Source organism: Promicromonospora sp. NPDC060271, from assembly GCF_042726755.1.
GTDB lineage: Bacteria > Actinomycetota > Actinomycetes > Actinomycetales > Cellulomonadaceae > Promicromonospora.
The window spans coordinates 1-18290 of sequence record NZ_JBHXBG010000037.1 but is presented as its reverse complement, the minus strand read 5'-3'; the positions used below and the strand labels follow the sequence as shown (position 1 = coordinate 18290).

The following is an 18290-nucleotide window of genomic DNA, read 5'->3' as shown; positions in this document are numbered from 1 at the left end:
GCTGCTACTCGTTGTCTCCACCGGTGCCGAGCGTAGCGTCAACCTGACCACTGTCTGCCTGGTCCTGGGCGTCGGGCCAGACCCAGTCCCGGACCTCAGGGATGTCGTCGCCGTGCTGACGGGTCCAGGCACGCGCACGGATCCGCGCGTCCTGCATGCGCTGACGCAGCCCGGCCTGCGCGCTGCCGAGCGACGGGACCCGGTCGATGACATCGATCACAAGGTGGTACCGGTCCAGGTCGTTGAGCATGACCATGTCGAACGGTGTGGTCGTGGTGCCCTCCTCCTTGTACCCGCGCACGTGGATGTTCGGGTGGCCCGCACGCCGGTAGGTCAGGCGGTGGATGAGCCACGGGTACCCGTGGTACGCGAAGATGACCGGCCGGTCGTTCGTGAACAGGCCGTCGAACTCGGAGTCCTTCAGGCCGTGGGGGTGCTCGGACGCGTCCTGCAGCCGCATCAGGTCCACGACGTTGATCACGCGGACCTTCAGGTCGGGCAGCTCACGGCGCAGGATGTCGGCCGCGGCGAGCACCTCAAGGGTCGGCACGTCGCCCGCACAGCCCAGGACGACGTCAGGCTTGTGGCCCGGCTGCTCGGTGCCGGCCCATTCCCAGATGCCCAGGCCACGGGTGCAGTGCTCGATCGCGGCGTCCATGTCTAGGAAGTTCGGGGCGGGCTGCTTGCCCGCGACGACGACGTTGACGTACTGGCGGCTGCGCAGGCAGTGGTCGTACGTGGACAGCAGGGTGTTGGCGTCCGGCGGGAGGTAGACCCGCACGATCTCGGCCTTCTTGTTCACGACGTGGTCGATGAACCCGGGATCCTGGTGGCTGAACCCGTTGTGGTCCTGCCGCCACACGTGGCTGGACAGCAGGTAGTTCAGGGACGCGACGGGCCGTCGCCACGGGATGTGGTTGGTGACCTTGAGCCACTTGGCGTGCTGGTTGAACATCGAGTCGACGATGTGGATGAACGCCTCGTAGCTGGTCAGCAGCCCGTGCCGGCCGGTCAGGAGGTAACCCTCCAGCCAGCCCTGCACCTGGTGCTCGCTCAGCATCTCCATGACGCGGCCCGCGCGGGCCAGGTGGTCATCCACCTCCGGGCCGACGTACCCGGCGTTCCACTGCTTGTCGGTCGTCTCGTACACGGCCTGCAGCCGGTTGGACGCGACCTCGTCCGGGCCGAAGATCCGGAAGTTGTCCGGGTTGCGGCGGATCACGTCCGTGAGCCACCGGCCCAGCACCCGCGGCGCCTCCGACGCCGACCCGCCGGGCACCGGCACGTCCACCGCGTAGTCGCGGAAGTCGGGCAGCCGCAGGTCCTTGAGCAGCAGACCACCGTTCGCGTGCGGGGTCGCGCTCATCCGCAGGTCGCCCGCCGGAGCCAGTGCGGTGATCTCCGGCAGCACCCGGCCGTCGTCGTCGAACAGCTCCTCGGGGCGGTACGACCTCAGCCACGCCTCGAGCACGCGCAGGTGCTCGTCCGTGTCCCGGGCGCTCGCGAGCGGCACCTGGTGCGCCCGCCACGAACCCGTCGTCTTCTTGCCGTCGATCTCGTCCGGGCCGCTCCACCCCTTCGGGGTGCGGAACACGATCATCGGCCACGCCGGGCGGCTCAGGTCACCGCCGGCGGCACGTGCCTTGATCGCGGCGATCTCGTCCAGCACCTCGTCCAGCAGGGCCGCGAACCGGGCATGGAACTGCGCGGGCGACTCCTGCGAACCGTCCTCCACGGTGAAGAAGTACGGCTTGTGCCCGTACCCGACCATCAGGTCACGCAGTTCTTCCTCGGGGATGCGCGCCAGGACCGTGGGGTTGGCGATCTTGTACCCGTTGAGGTGCAGGATCGGCAGCACCACCCCGTCCTGCGCGGGGTTGAGGAACTTGTTCGAGTGCCAGGACGTGGCCAGCGGACCGGTCTCCGCCTCCCCGTCCCCGACGACCGCCGCGACCAGCAGGTCCGGGTTGTCGAACGCCGCACCGTACGCGTGGCTCAGCGCATAGCCCAGCTCGCCGCCCTCGTGGATCGACCCCGGTGTCTCAGGCGCGACGTGGCTCGGGATACCACCGGGGAAGGAGAACTGCCGGAACAGGCGCCGCACGCCCTCGGTGTCCTGGGTGATGTCGCTGTAGACCTCGGAGTACGTGCCGTCCAGGTACGCCGAGGCGACCAGACCGGGACCGCCGTGCCCGGGACCCGTGATGTAGATCGTCTTCTGCTGCCGTTCCTTGATCGCGCGGTTCAGGTGCGCGTACAGGAAGTTCAGGCCCGGCGTGGTGCCCCAGTGCCCGAGCAGGCGAGGCTTGACGTGCTCCGGGGTCAGCGGCTCGCGCAGGAGCGGGTTGTCGAGCAGGTAGATCTGGCCGACCGAGAGGAAGTTCGCCGCCCGCCACCACGCATCAAGGCGCTCCAGCTCGGCGGGCTCCAGCTCGGCGACGCCGGTAGCGCGCCATCCAGCGGCGGTGGAGTCAGGGACTGCTGTCGTGGTCATCGCATCTGCTCCTACGGGAGTGACGTGCGGGATCTGTGCCGGGTTGTCTGCTCGTTCATTCGAACGCAGAACTGCCCGGCACGCGATAGGACACTCCGGACACCCGGTGTGAGATGTGAGACGTCGGGGTGCACAGGGGCGACCTGTGCTCCTGACGCCTCGGTCGGCGGCTACCGTTGACGTCATGCCTGTCAGTGCCTCCAGCACACCCTCGCGGACGGCGTCCGACGCCGACGCGCACCCCGAGCGCCGCACCTTCTTCCAGGTCGCCCGGCAGCCCCGCATGATCGGGCTGCTGCTGGTGTTCGTGCTGGCGGCGCTCGTGTGCGGCAGGCTCGGCGCCTGGCAGCTCGACCGCGCGTACGAGCGCGCGGAGCTGGCCGCGCAGCAGCAGGCCGCCGAGGCCGTGGCCGCCGGGCCGTCGTGGCTGGGCGACGTGCTGGCGCCGCAGGAGAGCTTTCCCGGCGAGCTCGTGGGCCGCGAGGTCCGGGTCGCCGGCGAGTTCGAGGACTCCGGCTCGCTGCTCGTCCCGGGCCGCGTCCTGGAGGGGCACACCGGCTACCTCGTGCTGACCCCCTTCCGGGTGACGGACGACGGGACGGGCGGCTCCTCCTGGGCCGGTCTCTCGGGTGCGCCGGTGCTCGCCGTGGTCCAGGGCTGGGTGGCGACGCCTGCCGACGCCGAGGCGCTGACCCTCCCCGAGGGCGAGGTGACGCTGACCGGTTGGCTCCAGGTGGGCGAGTCGACGTCGGGCAGTGCCGCCGTCGTGGACGGGCAGACCGAGCAGATCGCCCTCAGCGCGCTCGTCAACGAGTGGGGCGGGCCGATCTACACGGGCTACCTCGTCGCGAACGGAGGCCCGGGGTCACCCGAGAGCGGGGGAGTCGCGGCCCTGCCGCGACCCACCATCGACGGCGGTTCGGGCGCCAACCTGCAGAACGTGTTCTACGCGCTCCAGTGGTGGGTGTTCGGCGGGTTCGCCGTGCTCCTGTGGATCCGTCTGGTGCGGGACGAGATGGCCGGCGGACGCCGGGGCGGCGAGCCGACCGACGCGGACACGGGCATCGCGGGCCTGCCGTCCGCGTGACCCGAACGCCCGCCGAGCCGGTCGAGACCCCGGGTCCCGACCGGCGTCGTCGTCAGCGGTCCAGGCTCTCCAGCATCTGGCCGACCGCCTGCTCCAGGACCCGGCGGGGCATCGCCGCGTTCAGCCGCACGAAGCCTCGGCCGGCATCGCCGCACTCGCTTCCGTCGACCAGGACGACGCCCGCCCGCTCGCGGAAGTGGGCGGCCGCGCTCGCGGGCCCGCCCGGGAGCTCCAGCCCCCGGCAGTCCAGCCAGGTCAGGTACGTCCCCTCGGGCGTGCGGTAGCCGATCCCGGTCCCGGCGAGCAGCTCACCCAGCCGGGTGACGTTGCCGTGCAGGTAGGCGACGAGCTCGTCCAGCCATTCCCGACCTTCGGCGTAGGCGACCCGGTTGGCCAGCATGCCCGGCGTCGACGCGCCCTCCTCGACCCGTTCGGCACCCGTCTCGTTCCAGAGCTTCACGTCCGTCTCGTTGGACAGGACGACCTGCGCGCACTTGAGACCGGGCAGGTTCCAGGCCTTCGAGGCCGACGTCGCGGTCAGGGTGTGGCCCGCCGTCGTCTCGTTCAGGGATGCGTACGGGACGTGCCTGCGGCCCGGGTAGACCAGCGGGGCGTGGATCTCGTCGGAGAAGACGCGCCCGCCGTGGCGGTCGACGACCTCGGCGACGGCCAGCATCTCGTCGGGCTCGAGGACCCGGCCGATCGGGTTGTGGGGGTTGCACAGCACCAGCAGGTGACCGCCCGCGCGGAACGCTTCGTCGAGGGCGTCCAGGTCGTAGGTGTACCGGCCGTCGGCGTCGCGCAGCATCGGGACCTGGATGAGCTCGCGGCCCAGCTCGCCCGGCAGGGTCTGGAACGGCATGTACGAGGGAGATGGCACGATGACCGGCGAACCGGGACGCGAGAAGTGCATGATGGTGTGCACCAGCGCGGTCAGCACGTCGGACACCGGGCGCACCCGTGCCGGGTCCACCGTCCACCCGTACCGGTCGGCGGCGAACGCCGCATACGCCTCGGCCGTGCCCGTCACCAGGTGCCGCGGCAGGTAGCCGAACAGGCTGCGGTCCACGGCGTCGTGGAGCGCCGCGGCGATCGGGGGCGCGACCGGGAAGTCCATCTCCGCGACCCAGGCCCCGATCTTGTCGGGGAAGGCCGTCCACTTGAGGCTGCCGCCCGCACGCAGACGGTCGGCGGTGAGGGCGTCGAAGTCGTAGGCGTTCACCGTCGCATTGAACCAGGCGCGCCGCGCTCGTCGTCCGGGTGCCCAGGGGATGCGCAAGGATGGCTACCTGCGCCGGACGCCGAGGCTGGAGGATGACGATGAGCGACACCGGATCGTGGACCGGACCCTGGACCGGGTCCGCCTGGTTGGAGCACACGGTGCTCGCCGCAGTGCCGCTCGCCCGGGAGGTGGCGGGGAGCGAGGTACGGGCTGGGCTGGACGCCGGCGTCGACGTCGACCTGATGACCGACGGGCTCGTCATGGAGCTGGTCTCCGCTGCGCTCGTGGCGCGGGTACAGGCGGGCGACCTGGCGGCTCGCGACGCGATGGTCGCGCTGGGCGCGCTGCTGGAGGCCGGTCCGCCGGTCGTCGGTGAGGACATCGTCAGCGCCTACCTGATCCACGTCCCCTCGCCCGGTCAGCCGGGCGGGGAGATCGCCGAGGGGCTGGGCCCGCGGGTGCGGGCCGCGCTCGACCAGGACCGCGACCACCGGAACGAGCCGGCGGTCGCCGCGTTCCTCGACCGGCTGCTCCAGGCGGTGCCAGCGCTCCGGCCGCTCGCCGACGCCGAGCGCTACGGCTACCACGACGAGGTGCTCGCGCACCCGTTCCTCAGCGACGTCGCCGAGCGGGCCGCCGCGCTGCTCACCGGCGGGGCGTCCCTCGAGATCGACGACGACTGGACCGACCAGGAGCGGTCCGAGGCGCTCCGGCTGTTCACCTCGGCGGCGCCGGATCCCGTGGCGGAGGTGCGGGCGGTGCTCGACTTCCTCGAGGCCGAGCTCGGGTCCGCTCCGGAGGTGGACGAGCTCGTCACGGCGGCGTTCGTCGAGATGCTGCCGGACGAGGGCGAGCCGGGCGCCGAGATCCTCGGGCTGCTCGGGCCCAGGCTGCGCGCCGCGCTACGTCAGGACAGGTAGCGCTTCTCCAGCGCGACGAGCTTCGCCTCGGCCTCGGTGTGGATCTTCTTCTCGAGCACGAACGACATCACCGGGACGACGCCGGCGATCACCATCGTGACCAGGCGGCCGAAGCCCCAGCGCATCTTCGACCAGAGGTCCGCGACCGTGACCAGGTACACGACATAGATCCAGCCGTGCGCGAACGGCACCCAGGCGATGAACGGCATGACGCCGTCGACGTCGGTCAGCGCACCCAGGCCGTACTTGATGCCCAGCTCGACACAGAGGATCAGCAGCATGACACCGGTGACGAGCGCCATGAAGCGGTAGCGGGCCATGGCGCCGCGGGCCTTGCGGATCGCGACGGCTGCCGCCTCGGCGGAGATGTCGGGAGTGGTCTGAGGGGTACTCACAACCATCGAGGATATGCCTTTCCCGGGGGTGCTCCCTGCCGCCCACCCGGCCACGTGCTCTGCCCTCTGGATAAAGCGTGGATGAATGTCAGTGGTCCTCCGTACGGTGTTGGTCGTGCGCTCCCTCCCCTTCGCCGATCCAGGCACCCCGCCGCTGCGCGGACCACTCACCCTGCTCCTGTGGCTCGCCCGGAAGCAGGTCCGGGTGCTGCTCGGCGCGATGCTGTTCGGCGTCGTGGGCTTCACCTGCAGCGCCTTCCAGCCGTTCTTCCTGGGGCGGATCATCGACAGCGCCTCCACGTCCGGGCTCGGCCGGACCACGTGGGGCTGGGCCGGTCTTATGCTCGGTGTCGGCCTGGTGTGGATCGCGGCCAACGCGATCGGGCACCGGTGGGACATCTCGGCGTGGATGCAGGCGGCGTTCCGCACGTCCCAGCTCGTCACGCGCACCGTGTCGCGGTCCGGGCACAACATCACCAAGGAGCTGCCCACCGGTGAGGTGGTGTCGTCGGTCGCCAACGACACGATGCGCATCGGCGAGATCTTCGGCATCGCCGCGCAGACGATCGGCAGCATCGCCACCTACGGCATCGTCGTCGTGCTGATGCTCAACCAGTCGCTCACCCTGGGTCTCGTCATCGCGCTCGGGCTGCCGGTGGTCGCCGCGATCCTCGCCCTGCTGGTCAAGCCGCTGCAGAAACGCCAGAAGCAGCAGCGCGACGCACAGGGCCGGCTCACGACGCTCGGCGCCGACACCGTCTCCGGCCTGCGGGTCCTGCGCGGCATCGGCGGCGAGAAGGTCTTCACGGGCCGGTACCGCGCGCAGTCGCAGAAGGTCCGCGAGGCCGGTGTCGACGTCGCGGGCACGCAGTCGGTGCTCGACGCCCTGCAGATCCTGCTGCCCGGACTCTTCATCGCGCTCGTCGTGTACCTCGGCGCGGTCGAGGCCGTCGCTGGGCGGATCACCACAGGCCAGCTCGTCGCGTTCTACGGGTACGCGTCCTTCCTGTCGTGGCCCGTCCACCTGCTCGTGCAGTCGGTGAACGTGGTGACCAAGGCGCACGTCGCGGCGGGCAAGGTGATCAAGGTGCTGCGGGTCGTCCCGGCCACCGGCGCGGACGTCCCGACCGCCCAGATGCCGCCGGCCGGCGTCCCGCTGGTCGACGAGACGTCCGGCGTGACGCTCCGGCCCGGCCGGGTGGTCGCCCTGGTGAGCGCCGACCCCGACGAGTCGGCGGACGTGGCGGTCCGGATGGGCCGGTTCGACGACGAGGGCGAGGCCGGCACCCCGGTCACGCTCGGTGGTGTCCGGCTGGCCGAGCTCGACAAGGAGGAGCTGCGGGAACGCATAGTCGTCGCGGACGCGACGCCGTCGCTGTTCTCGGGCAGGCTCGCGGGCGAGCTCGACGTGCGGGACTCGGCGACCGCCGAGGCCCTGTTGCGTGCCATGTACATCGCCGACGCGCACGACGTCCTGGACTCGCTGCCCGACGGTATCGAGGGCGAGATCCCGGAGAAGGGGCGCTCGCTGTCCGGCGGCCAGCGGCAGCGGGTCGCGCTGGCCCGGGCGCTGCTCACCGACCCGGAGATCCTGGTGCTCATCGAGCCCACGTCGGCGGTCGACGCCCACACCGAGGCGCGCATCGCGCAGCGGCTCACCGACTGGCGTCGTGGCAGGACCACCCTGATCGTCACGGCGAGCCCCCTGGTGCTCGACCACGTGGACGACGTGATCTTCCTCGAGGAAGGGAGCGTCGTCACGCAGGGGACGCACCGCGAGCTGCTGGACCTGCCGATCGGTGCGGAGGGCGGGCCCGAGGCGGCCCGCTACCGCCGGGTCGTGGGCCGGTCGCTGGACGACGACCTCGACCTGGAGCTCGACGAGCTGCTGGACACCGCCAACGCACAGGAAGGAGGCACGGCATGAGCACCGGAAAGATCCTGCCGATCGCGGACGCCGCGGAGACCTGGCGCTACACCCGCGGGCTGCTCCTGCGGCACCGGACGCCGCTGGTCGTCATCACCGTGGCGAACACGGTGGCCGCGGTGGCCGGGCTCGTCGGCCCGCTGGTGCTGGGCAAGCTCGTCGACGCGGTCATCGGCGGGACCACCGTCGAGGTGGCGCGCAACCTGGTGCTCGTCGCGGTCGCCGCAGTGGTGCTGCAGGCGCTGATCACCCGGTTCGCGCAGCGGCGCGCCATGGTGTTCGGCGAGACGGTGTTCGCCGACATGCGCGAGGAGTTCGTCGAGACCGTCACGGCGCTGCCGCTGTCCACCGTCGAGACCGCGGGTACCGGCGACCTCATCGCCCGCACCACGCGCGACGTCGGCCGCATCCAGAACGCCGTGCGGTTCGGCGTGCCGCGCCTGGTGATCGCCGTCGTCACGCTCGTGCTGACGGTGGTGATGAGCATGGTCGTGTCGCCGCTGGTGGCACTGGGCATGTTCGTGGGCGTCCCGGTGCTCGTCGCGGTCGCGCGCTGGTACCTCAAGCGGGCGACGCCCGCCTACCAGCGCGAGTCCGCCGCGTACGCGCGGCTCGACGGAACGGTCACCGAATCGGTGGAGGGCGCACGCACGATCGACGCGCTCAGGATCGGCCGCCGACGGACCACGCGTGGCGACGAGGACCTGCACGAGGCGTTCGAGGCGGAGCTCGGCACCCTGAACCTCCGGACCGTGCTGTTCCCCGGGGTGGACTTCGCGTTCATGCTCGCGCCCATCACGGTGCTCGTCTGGGGCGGGTTCCTCGCGTCCGAGGGCACGGTGACCATCGGCATGGTCGCCACGATCGTCATGTACGCCTACCAGCTTCAGGGGCCGATCTGGGAGCTCATCTTCTGGCTCGACGAGATCCAGGTGGCCGCGACGTCCCTGTCGCGGATCATCGGCGTCCGCCTGGTGCCGGCCGACCGCACGGCGGGCGACGCGGTACCGGCCGACGAGGAGGTGCGTGCTGCCGACGTCCGCTATGCCTACCGGGCGGGCACCGACGTGCTGCACGGCATCGACCTCGACCTGCGGGTGGGGGAGCGGCTGGCGATCGTCGGGCCCTCGGGCTCGGGCAAGTCGACCCTCGGCCGCATGCTGGCCGGCATCCATCCGCCGACGGGCGGCACGGTGAAGGTCGGCGGCGTCCCGCTCGTTGACCTGCCGCTGGAAGACCTCCGCAAGCACGTGGCGCTCGTGACCCAGGAGCACCACGTGTTCGTGGGGTCGCTGGCGGAGAACCTGCGGCTCGCGAAGATCGACGCAGGCGACGACGAGCTGATGGACGCGCTGCGTGCGGTCGACGCGCACGGCTGGGTCGAGTCGCTCGACGACGGCCTCGCGACGGAGGTCGGCTCGGGCGGGTACAAGCTCACCCCGGCCCAGGCGCAGCAGATCGCGCTCGCCCGGCTGGTGCTGCTCGACCCGCACACGCTCGTGCTCGACGAGGCGACCTCGCTGCTGGACCCCCGTGCGGCCAGGCACCTCGAACGCTCGCTCAACGCGGTGCTCGACGGGCGCACGGTGGTGGCCATCGCGCACCGCCTGCACACCGCGCACGACGCGGACCGCGTGGCGGTGCTCGACGGCGGCCGCATCACCGAGATCGGCCCGCACGACGAGCTCGTCGCCGCGGGCGGCGAGTACGCGAAGCTCTGGCAGAGCTGGCAGCACGAGTAGTGCGGGCGTGGCTGACTGGCTGCGCACGGGGTCGTACTGCGTGATTGTGCCCAGAACTCACCCGACTTCTGGGCACAATCGCTCAGCGCGGAGCGCGCGGGGTCGGAGTGCGTGATTGTGGCCGAGATCGCCCCGGGGCTTGGGCACAATCGCTCGGCGCGGCCCTACTCCTGCGCCGCACGCCAGCCCAGGCCCGCCGAGATCCGGGCGGCGGCGTCGTGCACGATCGGCGCCAGCGTCTCCAGGCGTTCCGGCGGCATGTAGGGCCGGGTCGCCGTGACGCTGACGGCCGCGACGATCCGGCCTGACGTGTCCCGGACCGGCGCCGCGACGCAGAGGATGCCTGGCTCGTTCTCCTCCAGGTCGAAGGCCACCCCCCGGGCGGCCGATACCCGCATGACCTGCACGAACGCGTCGACCGTCAGGACGTCCTGCACGAGGCCCTGCCCGGCGGCGACCGGCCGCTCCGCGAGGAAGCGTTCGCTCCAGCGGTCCGGGCTGTCCAGGAGCAGGGCCTTGCCGATCCCCGTCCTGGTCAGCGGCATGCGGTGCCCGATCTGCGAGCGCATGACCGCCCCACGGGTGCCGGGGATCTTGTCGAGGTAGAGCACCTGGCCGCGGTCCTCGATGGCGAGGTGGACGGTGTCGCGGACCCGCTCGGCCAGCGTACGCAGCACGGGTGCCGCGATGGAGGTCACCGGGTTCTCCTGCAGCGCCTGGTAGCCGAGCTCGATCAGGGCGGGGCCGAGCGCGTACGCGCCGTCGTCGAGCTGGCGGAGGTAGCCGGTGGCCAGGAGGAGCTGGAGCAGGCGGTGCGTCGTGCTGCGCCCGACCCCGGCCCCTTCGGCGATGTCCCGCAGGCGCGTGCGGCCGCCGGCCACGGCGTTGACGACGGCGATGCCCCGCGCGAGCGTCTGCGTGCCCGGGGGAGCGGCGACGATCCCGTCCCGGGCGGGCGGACCCGGTGCGTCGGACGGAGCATCCATCGGCACACGGTATCCCGATAATAGGGACGTGGTTCGCATAGTCGGGACCATGCTCCTACCGTCCGAGACATGGCAGACGACGCATCGGGGCGCGACGCCGCGCTCGTCGCCCTCGACTGGGGGACCACCACCTTCCGCGCCTGGCTCCTGGACGGCACGGGTTCGGTGCTGGACAGCGTCCGGACGGCGGACGGCGCCCTCACGATCGCCGAGCGATCCGCCTCGGCCCGGGTGCGGGCGCTCGCGTTCGAGGACACGTTCCGGCGGCTGTGCCGGTCCTGGCTCTACGAGCACCCCGGGGTGCCCGTGCTGTGCGCGGGGATGGCGGGGTCCAACCATGGCTGGGCCGAGGCCGGCTACGTCGACGTCCCGGCGGATCTCGGCGACCTGGCGGAGCATCTGACGGTGGTGCCCGCCGGGGAGTCCGTGGTCCACCTGGTCCCCGGCCTGCGGGTCGACCGCCCCGACCCGGACGTGCTGCGCGGCGAGGAGGTCCAGCTCGTCGGCGCGCTGGCCGAGGTCGCGGAGGGCCCGGCGACGGTCGTCCTCCCCGGCACGCACTCCAAGTGGGTGCGCCTCGACGGCACCCGTGTCACGAGCTTTACCACCGCCATGACCGGCGAGCTCTACGGCCTGCTGATGCGGGACAGCATCCTGGCGCGGCTCGCGACGGGAGACCCGGGCACCGAGGTCACCGAGGCGTTCACCCGCGGGCTCGACGCCGAGGCCCGCGGCGAGGAGCGCGGTCTGGCCGCCCTGCTCTTCACGGCGCGGCCGCTCGCCCTCGCCGGCCGGCTCGACCCCGCCGAGATCGCCGACTACGTCTCCGGCCTGCTGGTCGGCTCCGAGGTGCGGCACATGCTGCGCGGCACCCCGGCCGGCGTCGTCGCACTCTGCGGGCCGCCGGCGACGGAGCACCGGTACCGCTTCGCGCTGGAGCGGGGCGGGGCCTTCGTCCGCACCGTCGGGGAGGACGCCGCGGCCCGCGGGCTGTGGGACATCGCCGTTGCCGCCGGCCTCGCGGTACGGCCTCCGGCGTCGGCGGTCGTCTCGGCGAGCACCCCGCCAGGCACCCCGCCAGGAAAGGACCAGCCCGCATGACGTCCCGCCCCACAGGCCTCGTGGCCATCCTGCGCGGGGTGACGCCCGGCGAGGCCGTCGCCGTGGCGGAGGCGATCTTCGCCGCTGGGTTCGACGCCGTCGAGGTGCCGTACAACTCACCGGACCCGCTCGAGTCGATCCGCCGGATCCGTGCGGCGGGCCCGGCAGAGCGCCGGGTCGGGGCAGGCACCGTGCTCACCCCGGACGACGTCCGCAGGGCCGCCGACGCCGGTGCCTCCCTCATCGTCTCGCCGAACACCCGGCCCGACGTCGTCGCGGAGACCGTCCGGCTCGGCCTCGAGAGCTACCCCGGGGCGGCGACGCCTACCGAGGCGTTCGTCGCACTCGATGCGGGGGCGCGTGCCGTCAAGCTCTTCCCCAGCTCGGCGGTAGGCATCGACGGCATGCGCGCGTGGGCGAGCGTCCTGCCCGCGGGTACCGCCCTCGTACCCGTCGGCGGCGTCGACGCGGGGAACCTGGGCGACTGGGCGCACGCGGGCGCGGCGGGTGCGGGCATCGGCACGTCCCTCTACCGCCCGGGCGATCCGCCGGACGTGGTCGGCACGCGGGCCGCCGAGCTCGTCCGGATCTGGTCCGCCGCCACCGCCTAGCCGCGGCACGGACCCGCGGCCCAGCCCCCGGCACGGCCGCGCGGCCCGAACCCGCAGCACGACCGACGACACAAGCAAAGAACCTGAGAGGCCTGCCGTGAAGATCACGTCGATGACGACCTACGCCGTCCCGCCCCGCTGGCTCTTCCTCAAGATCGAGACCGACGAAGGCGTGGTGGGCTGGGGCGAACCGGTGCTCGAGGGGCGCGCCGCGAGCGTCGCGGCCGCCGTCGAGGAGCTGTCCGACTACCTGATCGGCCAGGACCCCCGCCGGATCGAGGAGCACTGGACGGTCCTGTACCGCTCCGGGTTCTATCGGGGCGGCGGTATCCACATGAGTGCGCTGGCCGGTATCGACCAGGCGCTCTGGGACATCAAGGGCAAGGCGCTCGGCGTCCCGGTGCACGACCTGCTCGGCGGCCGGGTCCGCGACCGCATCAAGGTCTACTCCTGGATCGGCGGAGACCGGCCCGCCGAGACGGCGGCCCAGGCCAGGGCCGCCGTCGAGCGCGGCTTCTCGGCGATCAAGATGAACGGCCCCGAAGAGCTGCAGTACCTCGACTCGCGCGACAAGGTGGAGAAGGTCGTCGCCAACGTCGTGGCGGTGCGGGAGGCGGTCGGCCCGGACATCGGCATCGGCGTCGACTTCCACGGCCGGGTGCACCGTCCCATGGCCCGCGTGCTGCTCGACGCGCTGGCGCCCTACCACCTGATGTTCGTCGAGGAGCCGGTGCTCACGGAGCACGTGGACGGGATCGCCGACGTGCTGCGCGGCTCGGCCACGCCGATCGCGCTCGGCGAGCGGCTGTACTCCCGGTGGGACTTCAAGGACGTCATCACCTCGGGGGTGGTCGACGTCATCCAGCCGGACCTCTCGCACGCCGGCGGCATCACCGAGGTCCGCAAGATCGCGGCCATGGCAGAGGCCTACGACATCGCCGTCGCCCCGCACTGCCCGCTCGGCCCGATCGCGCTCGCGGCCTGCCTGCAGCTCGACGCCGTCGCCTACAACGCGGTGATCCAGGAGCAGAGCCTCGGCATCCACTACAACACCTCGAACGACCTGCTCGACTACGTGGTCGACCCGACGGTCTTCGCGTACGAGGCCGGCTCCGTGGCGATCCCGCAGGGCCCGGGCCTCGGTATCGAGGTGGACGAGGACTACGTGCGCGAGCGCGCGGTGGAGGGTCACCGCTGGCGCAACCCCGTCTGGCGGCACGCCGACGGCTCGTTCGCGGAGTGGTGACGCGTGACCGGTCCGACGCCGTCATCGGGGCCGACGGCGAGGTGCGGGACGTAACACGGGTGCGAGACGCCGGGCCGCCGCCCGGCACATAGACTTGTGCTCGTGACGTCACCCGCCACCGCTACCTCCGGTCAGCCAGAGAGCCAGCCCCAGACCCCCCGCCCGGTCATCGTCGTCGACTTCGGCGCGCAGTACGCCCAGCTGATCGCGCGCCGGGTGCGCGAGGCGAAGGTGTACTCGGAGATCGTGCCCCACACGTTCACGGTGGAGCAGATGCTCGCCAAGGACCCGGCGGCCATCATCCTGTCCGGTGGCCCCTCGTCCGTGTACGCGGCGGGCGCCCCCTTCGTCGACCCCAAGCTGTTCGAGGCCGGCGTGCCGGTCATGGGCATCTGCTACGGGTTCCAGGCCATGGCGCAGGCACTCGGCGGCGAGGTCGCCCAGACCGGCTTGAGCGAGTTCGGCGGCACCGAGGTCGAGGTGTGCTCCTCCGGCGTGCTGCTCGCCGGCACTCCCGAGCACCAGACCGCGTGGATGAGCCACGGCGACGCCGTGCACAAGGCCCCCGTCGGTTTCGAGGTGCTCGCGACGTCGGTCGGCGCTCCCGTCGCCGCGTTCGAGGACACCCGCCGCCGTCTCTACGGCGTGCAGTGGCACCCCGAGGTGAAGCACTCCGCGCACGGCCAGACGGTGCTCGAGCACTTCCTCTACGAGGGCGCAGGGCTCAAGCCCGACTGGACCCCCGGCAACGTCATCGCCGACCAGGTCGCCGCCATCAAGGCGCAGATCGGCGACGCCCGAGTCATCTGCGCGCTGTCCGGCGGCGTCGACTCCGCCGTCGCCGCCGCGCTCGTGCAGCGGGCCGTAGGAGACCAGCTCACCTGCGTGCACGTGGACCACGGCCTCATGCGGGCCGGCGAGGTCGAGCAGATCGAGAACGACTTCGTCGCCTCGACCGGCGTCCGCCTCATCGTCCGCGACGAGAAGGAGCGCTTCCTGACGGCGCTCGCGGGGGTCAGCGACCCGGAGACGAAGCGCAAGATCATCGGCCGGGAGTTCATCCGCGTCTTCGAGGACGCGCAGCGGGACATCGTCGCCGAGGCGGGTGCGCACGGCGAGGAGGTCAGGTTCCTCGTGCAGGGCACGCTGTACCCGGACGTCGTCGAGTCCGGCGGCGGCGAGGGCGCGGCCAACATCAAGAGCCACCACAACGTGGGCGGCCTGCCCGACGACCTGAACTTCGAGCTGGTGGAGCCCCTGCGCACCCTGTTCAAGGACGAGGTGCGAGCGGTGGGCCGCGAGCTCGGGGTCCCCGAGGAGATCGTCTCGCGCCAGCCGTTCCCGGGGCCTGGGCTGGGCATCCGGATCGTCGGCGAGATCACTGCCGAGCGCCTGGAGGTCCTGCGCCGCGCCGACGCCATCGCCCGCGAGGAGCTGACCAAGGCCGGCCTGGACAACGAGATCTGGCAGTGCCCGGTCGTGCTGCTCGCCGACGTCCGCTCGGTGGGCGTCCAGGGCGACGGCCGCACCTACGGCCACCCGATCGTGCTGCGCCCGGTCTCGTCCGAGGACGCGATGACGGCGGACTGGACCCGCCTGCCGTACGACGTGCTGTCGACCATCTCGACGCGCATCACCAACGAGGTGCGTGAGGTCAACCGTGTGGTGCTCGACGTGACGAGCAAGCCGCCGGGCACCATCGAGTGGGAGTGACCTCCTGCGGCCCCGTCCCGGTTCCGGGGCGGGGCCGCAGTCGTTTTCCTGGCTGAGCGAGCAGTTGAGGGATCAGGAGATGGCGAACGAGTCGGCCCGGTCGTTGAAGATGCCGGTGCCGAGGTTGTCGTCCCGGAAAATCCAGCCGGTGCTGTCGCCGTTCCAGCCCTCACGGTCGTACAGCTTGATGGCGCACCTGTTGAATGCCTGCACGGAGCTGGCGGCGTTCTGGTAAGCGTCGAGGTTTGCGCCGCCCTCGTGGTCACCCCCGTTGCTGCTGGTGCAGCCAAAGCGGTATCTCGGGTTGAAGACGACGAAGCGCCACCCCGCTTGGTCTGCGTTTTGGTCTGCGTGCTGGTACAGCTCGGCGACCACGAGTCCGTCCTCGTTGTCGTAGCCCGGCTGGCACCCGTAGGTCCCGTCAAGCACTGCGCAGAACCGCGTCGCGGTCACGCCAGCGGGTGCTGCCTCCAGGTCGCTGACCATCACGGGCTCGCTCGAGATGACCTCTTCGACCTGCAGGCCCGCGAGGCTGTGATCGACCGCCGTCCGTGCCGTCGCAGGGACCGCGGCGCCGAGCGCCAGCAACAGCAACGCCCCGGAAGCCGCGGCGGTCAGCCGGGTCCGGAGCGCGGGGGTAACGCGTGCGTCCTTCGTCATGAGTACTCCTCATGTCTGCTGGCGACGTTGTTGTTGCCGGTCCCCAATGACGAGGATTTTTCACCTCCGCTGATACATGGAGACAGTTTTCGCCCGGCGGGCGGCCCGAGTGGAACGGGCAACCGGGTCAGCCGCCGAGCCGCGCCCACGTGAGCCCGATCATGGCGCCGAGCAGCATGTACGGCCCGAACGCGATACCGGTCTTCCAGCCGGCGCGCCGCCCGAGGAGCAGGACGATCGCGACCACACCGGCCAGGAGGTGCGCGGCGAAGACGCCGACCAGGAGCGTGGTCCACGAGTGCCACGTGAGGACCGCACCGAGGCTCAGGGCGAGCTTGACGTCGCCGTACCCGATGCCCCCGCGCGGCGCGACGAGGTAGAGCACCTGGTAGACGGCGAAGAACGCCAGGCCGCCCAGCAGAGCCCGCCCGAGCGGGCCCCAGTCGCCGGTGCCGAGCGCGGCGAGGGCGAGCAGCGCCGCCGTCGCCCAGGTCAGGGGGAACACCAGCGCGTTCGGCAGCCGGTGGGTGTGCGCGTCGATGACGCCGAGCGCCGCGCCCGTGACGGCCAGCACGAGGTACGCCGGCGTCAGCCACCCGGGCCCGCTCGCCCAGACGGCCCACGCCGCGGCCAGCACACCGACGACGCCGATCGCCCGCGCGTACGGCGCCACCTCGGCCCGGGCCCGCCGGTACAGCCGGACGGCGAAGGGCGCGGCCGGGCTCGTCGCGGCAGGTTCGGTGGGGCTCACCCGGGGAGGCTATCGGCGGGAGGGCGGCGACGCACGGGTTGTGGGCGACCGCCTCGAGCCGCAAGATCATGGTGGTTCCAGGTGTCGAGCCGCAAGAAACACGTCCTCGGCTGCCCGTATCGACGCGTAGCTTTCGGCTCGACGCCTTCTTGACGGCCAAGTTGTCGTCCGGTGACAGGTCTCGATCACGCGCCCGCCACTGCCGCCGCCTCCTTGTACGCCTGCTCCGTCGCGGCCAGCACCTCCGGCCAGGCCACGCCTGACGGCGGGGTCGCCGCCCGCACCAGCAGCCCGTCGAGCAGGTCCGGTTCGGTCACGAGTCGGACGAGCGCGGAGGCCATCGAGTCGTCGTCGGGCACGACGAGGCCCGTGACGCCGTCGACGACACGCTCGGCCACGCCGGAACCCGCGCGCGTGACCACCGTCAGCCCCGCGGCCTGCGCCTCGAGCGCGGCGAGCCCGAACGCCTCGGCGACGGCGGGCGCGGCGAAGACGTCGGCGCGCGCGTAGAGCCGCTTGAGCTCGGTGCCGCTGAGCCGTCCGGGCAGGGAGACGACGTCGCGCAGCCCGTGCTCCGCGACGAACCGTCGCGCCGCCGCGCGTTCCGGGCCGTCACCGGCGAGGGTCACGAACAGCGCGCCCGCGGGGAGCCGGGAGGCGGCGTCCGCGGTCGCGGTGAGCAGCGGCAGCATCCGCTTGCGCGGCGCGAACCGGGCAGCGGACACCACGTGCACCGCCGGGCCTTCGGGCCGGGCAGCGCGTTCGGTGCGCGGTACCCGCCAGGCGTCCAGGTCGAGGCCGTTGGGCAGGATCGCGACATCGGCTCCGCCGGCCCCGGCGGCCGCCGGGCCCACGAGCCGTCGCAGCGGCTCCGCCGTCAGCTCGCTCACCGCCGACCAGCGCACGGGCCAGCGCGACCACCCGATCACGGCGTCGGCCGCGGCGAACAGGCGCCACGACGCGCCCCACACGCTGTGCACCGTCAGCACGGCGGGCAGCCCCAGACGGGTGACGGGCCGCAGCGCGGCCTGTGCGGTCGGGGCGAGCACACCCATGTGCAGGTGCACGACGTCGGGCCGCTCGCCCCGCGCGACCGCCGCCCGGAGGCGGGCGGTCACGTGGGCCGTGGAGCGAGGGTGGACGGGCCAGCCGCCCGGGACGCGGGCGGCGATCCGGTGCACGGTGACACCGTCCTGGACGGTGGTGCGCACCCCGTGCGCACCGGGGGTGGCGGGAGTCGTGGTGATGACCTCCACCTGGTGGCCGGCCGCCGCCTGCTGGCCGGCGAGGCGGCTCACCTGGGCCTCGATCCCGCCGAGCAACGGTAGATAGGTGTCCGACACGTGAGTGATGCGCACGCTGGTCATCCTCGCACCGAGAGCCCTTTGGGGTCTGGCGAGGTAGAGCGCCTGTCCGGGTCTCCCTGGCGACACGG

15 protein-coding genes are annotated in these 18290 nt (G+C 72.1%); 8 read left to right on the top strand and 7 right to left on the bottom strand.

Annotated features, from left to right (window positions below; translation table 11 throughout):
- Nucleotides 1–4: 4 nt before the first annotated feature.
- A complete protein-coding gene (locus ACFWE2_RS08360; RefSeq protein ID WP_377223752.1) occupies nucleotides 5–2494 on the bottom strand; it encodes a phosphoketolase in 2490 nt (829 codons plus the stop codon).
- A 184-nt stretch (nucleotides 2495–2678) separates the two neighbouring features.
- Here ACFWE2_RS08360 and ACFWE2_RS08355 point away from each other — a divergent pair, with 184 nt between their 5' ends.
- Entirely contained in the window at nucleotides 2679–3581 is a 903-nt protein-coding gene (locus ACFWE2_RS08355; protein ID WP_377223751.1) for an SURF1 family protein, read from the top strand.
- 52 nt (nucleotides 3582–3633) lie between these two features.
- Here the strand turns inward: ACFWE2_RS08355 and ACFWE2_RS08350 are convergent, their stop codons facing one another.
- Nucleotides 3634–4803 (bottom strand): MalY/PatB family protein, encoded by a 1170-nt coding sequence (locus tag ACFWE2_RS08350; RefSeq protein WP_377223750.1) that lies wholly within the window; start codon nucleotides 4801–4803, stop codon nucleotides 3634–3636.
- Between the two features lie 98 nt (nucleotides 4804–4901).
- Between ACFWE2_RS08350 and ACFWE2_RS08345 the strand changes: the two genes are divergently transcribed.
- On the top strand, nucleotides 4902–5723 hold the full coding sequence (locus ACFWE2_RS08345; RefSeq protein ID WP_377223749.1) for a hypothetical protein: 822 nt from the start codon (nucleotides 4902–4904) through the stop codon (nucleotides 5721–5723).
- Here the strand turns inward: ACFWE2_RS08345 and ACFWE2_RS08340 are convergent.
- A complete protein-coding gene (locus tag ACFWE2_RS08340; protein WP_377223748.1) occupies nucleotides 5711–6124 on the bottom strand; it encodes a DUF3817 domain-containing protein in 414 nt (137 codons plus the stop codon). The genes ACFWE2_RS08345 and ACFWE2_RS08340 overlap by 13 nt on opposite strands.
- 79 nt (nucleotides 6125–6203) lie before the next feature.
- Here ACFWE2_RS08340 and ACFWE2_RS08335 point away from each other — a divergent pair, with 79 nt between their 5' ends.
- A complete protein-coding gene (locus ACFWE2_RS08335; RefSeq protein ID WP_377223747.1) occupies nucleotides 6204–8045 on the top strand; it encodes an ABC transporter ATP-binding protein in 1842 nt (613 codons plus the stop codon).
- On the top strand, nucleotides 8042–9787 hold the full coding sequence (locus ACFWE2_RS08330) for an ABC transporter ATP-binding protein (RefSeq protein WP_377223746.1): 1746 nt from the start codon (nucleotides 8042–8044) through the stop codon (nucleotides 9785–9787). Before ACFWE2_RS08335 ends, ACFWE2_RS08330 begins: the two co-directional genes overlap by 4 nt.
- Before the next feature lie 164 nt (nucleotides 9788–9951).
- Here ACFWE2_RS08330 and ACFWE2_RS08325 read toward each other — a convergent pair whose 3' ends face one another.
- Nucleotides 9952–10773, bottom strand: coding sequence for an IclR family transcriptional regulator (locus tag ACFWE2_RS08325; protein WP_377223745.1), 822 nt, complete (start codon nucleotides 10771–10773; stop codon nucleotides 9952–9954).
- 69 nt (nucleotides 10774–10842) lie between these two features.
- Here ACFWE2_RS08325 and ACFWE2_RS08320 point away from each other — a divergent pair, with 69 nt between their 5' ends.
- The 4 genes from ACFWE2_RS08320 to guaA all read left to right on the top strand — a co-directional run bounded on the left by ACFWE2_RS08320 (nucleotide 10843) and on the right by guaA (nucleotide 15444).
- Nucleotides 10843–11874 (top strand): 2-dehydro-3-deoxygalactonokinase, encoded by a 1032-nt coding sequence (locus ACFWE2_RS08320; RefSeq protein ID WP_377223744.1) that lies wholly within the window; start codon nucleotides 10843–10845, stop codon nucleotides 11872–11874.
- Nucleotides 11871–12485, top strand: a complete 615-nt coding sequence (locus ACFWE2_RS08315) for a 2-dehydro-3-deoxy-6-phosphogalactonate aldolase (RefSeq protein ID WP_377223743.1) — start codon at nucleotides 11871–11873, stop codon at nucleotides 12483–12485. Before ACFWE2_RS08320 ends, ACFWE2_RS08315 begins: the two co-directional genes overlap by 4 nt.
- Nucleotides 12486–12582: 97 nt before the next feature.
- Nucleotides 12583–13731 carry a galactonate dehydratase gene (dgoD, locus tag ACFWE2_RS08310; protein ID WP_377223742.1) on the top strand — a complete coding sequence of 383 codons (1149 nt, stop codon included), beginning with the start codon at nucleotides 12583–12585 and terminating at the stop codon, nucleotides 13729–13731.
- A 102-nt stretch (nucleotides 13732–13833) separates the two neighbouring features.
- A complete protein-coding gene (guaA, locus tag ACFWE2_RS08305) occupies nucleotides 13834–15444 on the top strand; it encodes a glutamine-hydrolyzing GMP synthase (protein WP_377223741.1) in 1611 nt (536 codons plus the stop codon).
- A gap of 72 nt (nucleotides 15445–15516) precedes the next feature.
- On the opposite strand, the gene ACFWE2_RS08300 is transcribed toward guaA, so the two are convergent.
- The 3 genes from ACFWE2_RS08300 to ACFWE2_RS08290 form a co-directional block, all read right to left on the bottom strand.
- A complete protein-coding gene (locus ACFWE2_RS08300; protein WP_377223740.1) occupies nucleotides 15517–16104 on the bottom strand; it encodes a hypothetical protein in 588 nt (195 codons plus the stop codon).
- A gap of 127 nt (nucleotides 16105–16231) precedes the next feature.
- Nucleotides 16232–16855: a prepilin peptidase gene (locus ACFWE2_RS08295; RefSeq protein ID WP_377223739.1), complete on the bottom strand. Its 624-nt coding sequence runs from the start codon at nucleotides 16853–16855 to the stop codon at nucleotides 16232–16234.
- 185 nt (nucleotides 16856–17040) lie between these two features.
- Nucleotides 17041–18213 (bottom strand): glycosyltransferase family 4 protein, encoded by a 1173-nt coding sequence (locus tag ACFWE2_RS08290; protein ID WP_377223738.1) that lies wholly within the window; start codon nucleotides 18211–18213, stop codon nucleotides 17041–17043.
- Nucleotides 18214–18290 lie beyond the last annotated feature (77 nt).

Excerpts from the sequence above, each read along its gene's own strand:
- ACFWE2_RS08325 (WP_377223745.1), bottom strand. The coding sequence starts at position 10,773 with ATGGATGCTCCGTCCGACGCACCGGGTCCGCCCGCCCGGGACGGGATC.
- ACFWE2_RS08315 (WP_377223743.1), top strand. The coding sequence starts at position 11,871 with ATGACGTCCCGCCCCACAGGCCTCGTGGCCATCCTGCGCGGGGTGACG.
- ACFWE2_RS08330 (WP_377223746.1), top strand. The coding sequence starts at position 8,042 with ATGAGCACCGGAAAGATCCTGCCGATCGCGGACGCCGCGGAGACCTGG.
- ACFWE2_RS08335 (WP_377223747.1), top strand. The coding sequence starts at position 6,204 with ATGTCAGTGGTCCTCCGTACGGTGTTGGTCGTGCGCTCCCTCCCCTTC.
- ACFWE2_RS08340 (WP_377223748.1), bottom strand. The coding sequence starts at position 6,124 with ATGGTTGTGAGTACCCCTCAGACCACTCCCGACATCTCCGCCGAGGCG.
- ACFWE2_RS08300 (WP_377223740.1), bottom strand. The coding sequence starts at position 16,104 with ATGACGAAGGACGCACGCGTTACCCCCGCGCTCCGGACCCGGCTGACC.
- ACFWE2_RS08320 (WP_377223744.1), top strand. The coding sequence starts at position 10,843 with ATGGCAGACGACGCATCGGGGCGCGACGCCGCGCTCGTCGCCCTCGAC.
- ACFWE2_RS08360 (WP_377223752.1), bottom strand. The coding sequence starts at position 2,494 with ATGACCACGACAGCAGTCCCTGACTCCACCGCCGCTGGATGGCGCGCT.
- ACFWE2_RS08355 (WP_377223751.1), top strand. The coding sequence starts at position 2,679 with ATGCCTGTCAGTGCCTCCAGCACACCCTCGCGGACGGCGTCCGACGCC.
- ACFWE2_RS08345 (WP_377223749.1), top strand. The coding sequence starts at position 4,902 with ATGAGCGACACCGGATCGTGGACCGGACCCTGGACCGGGTCCGCCTGG.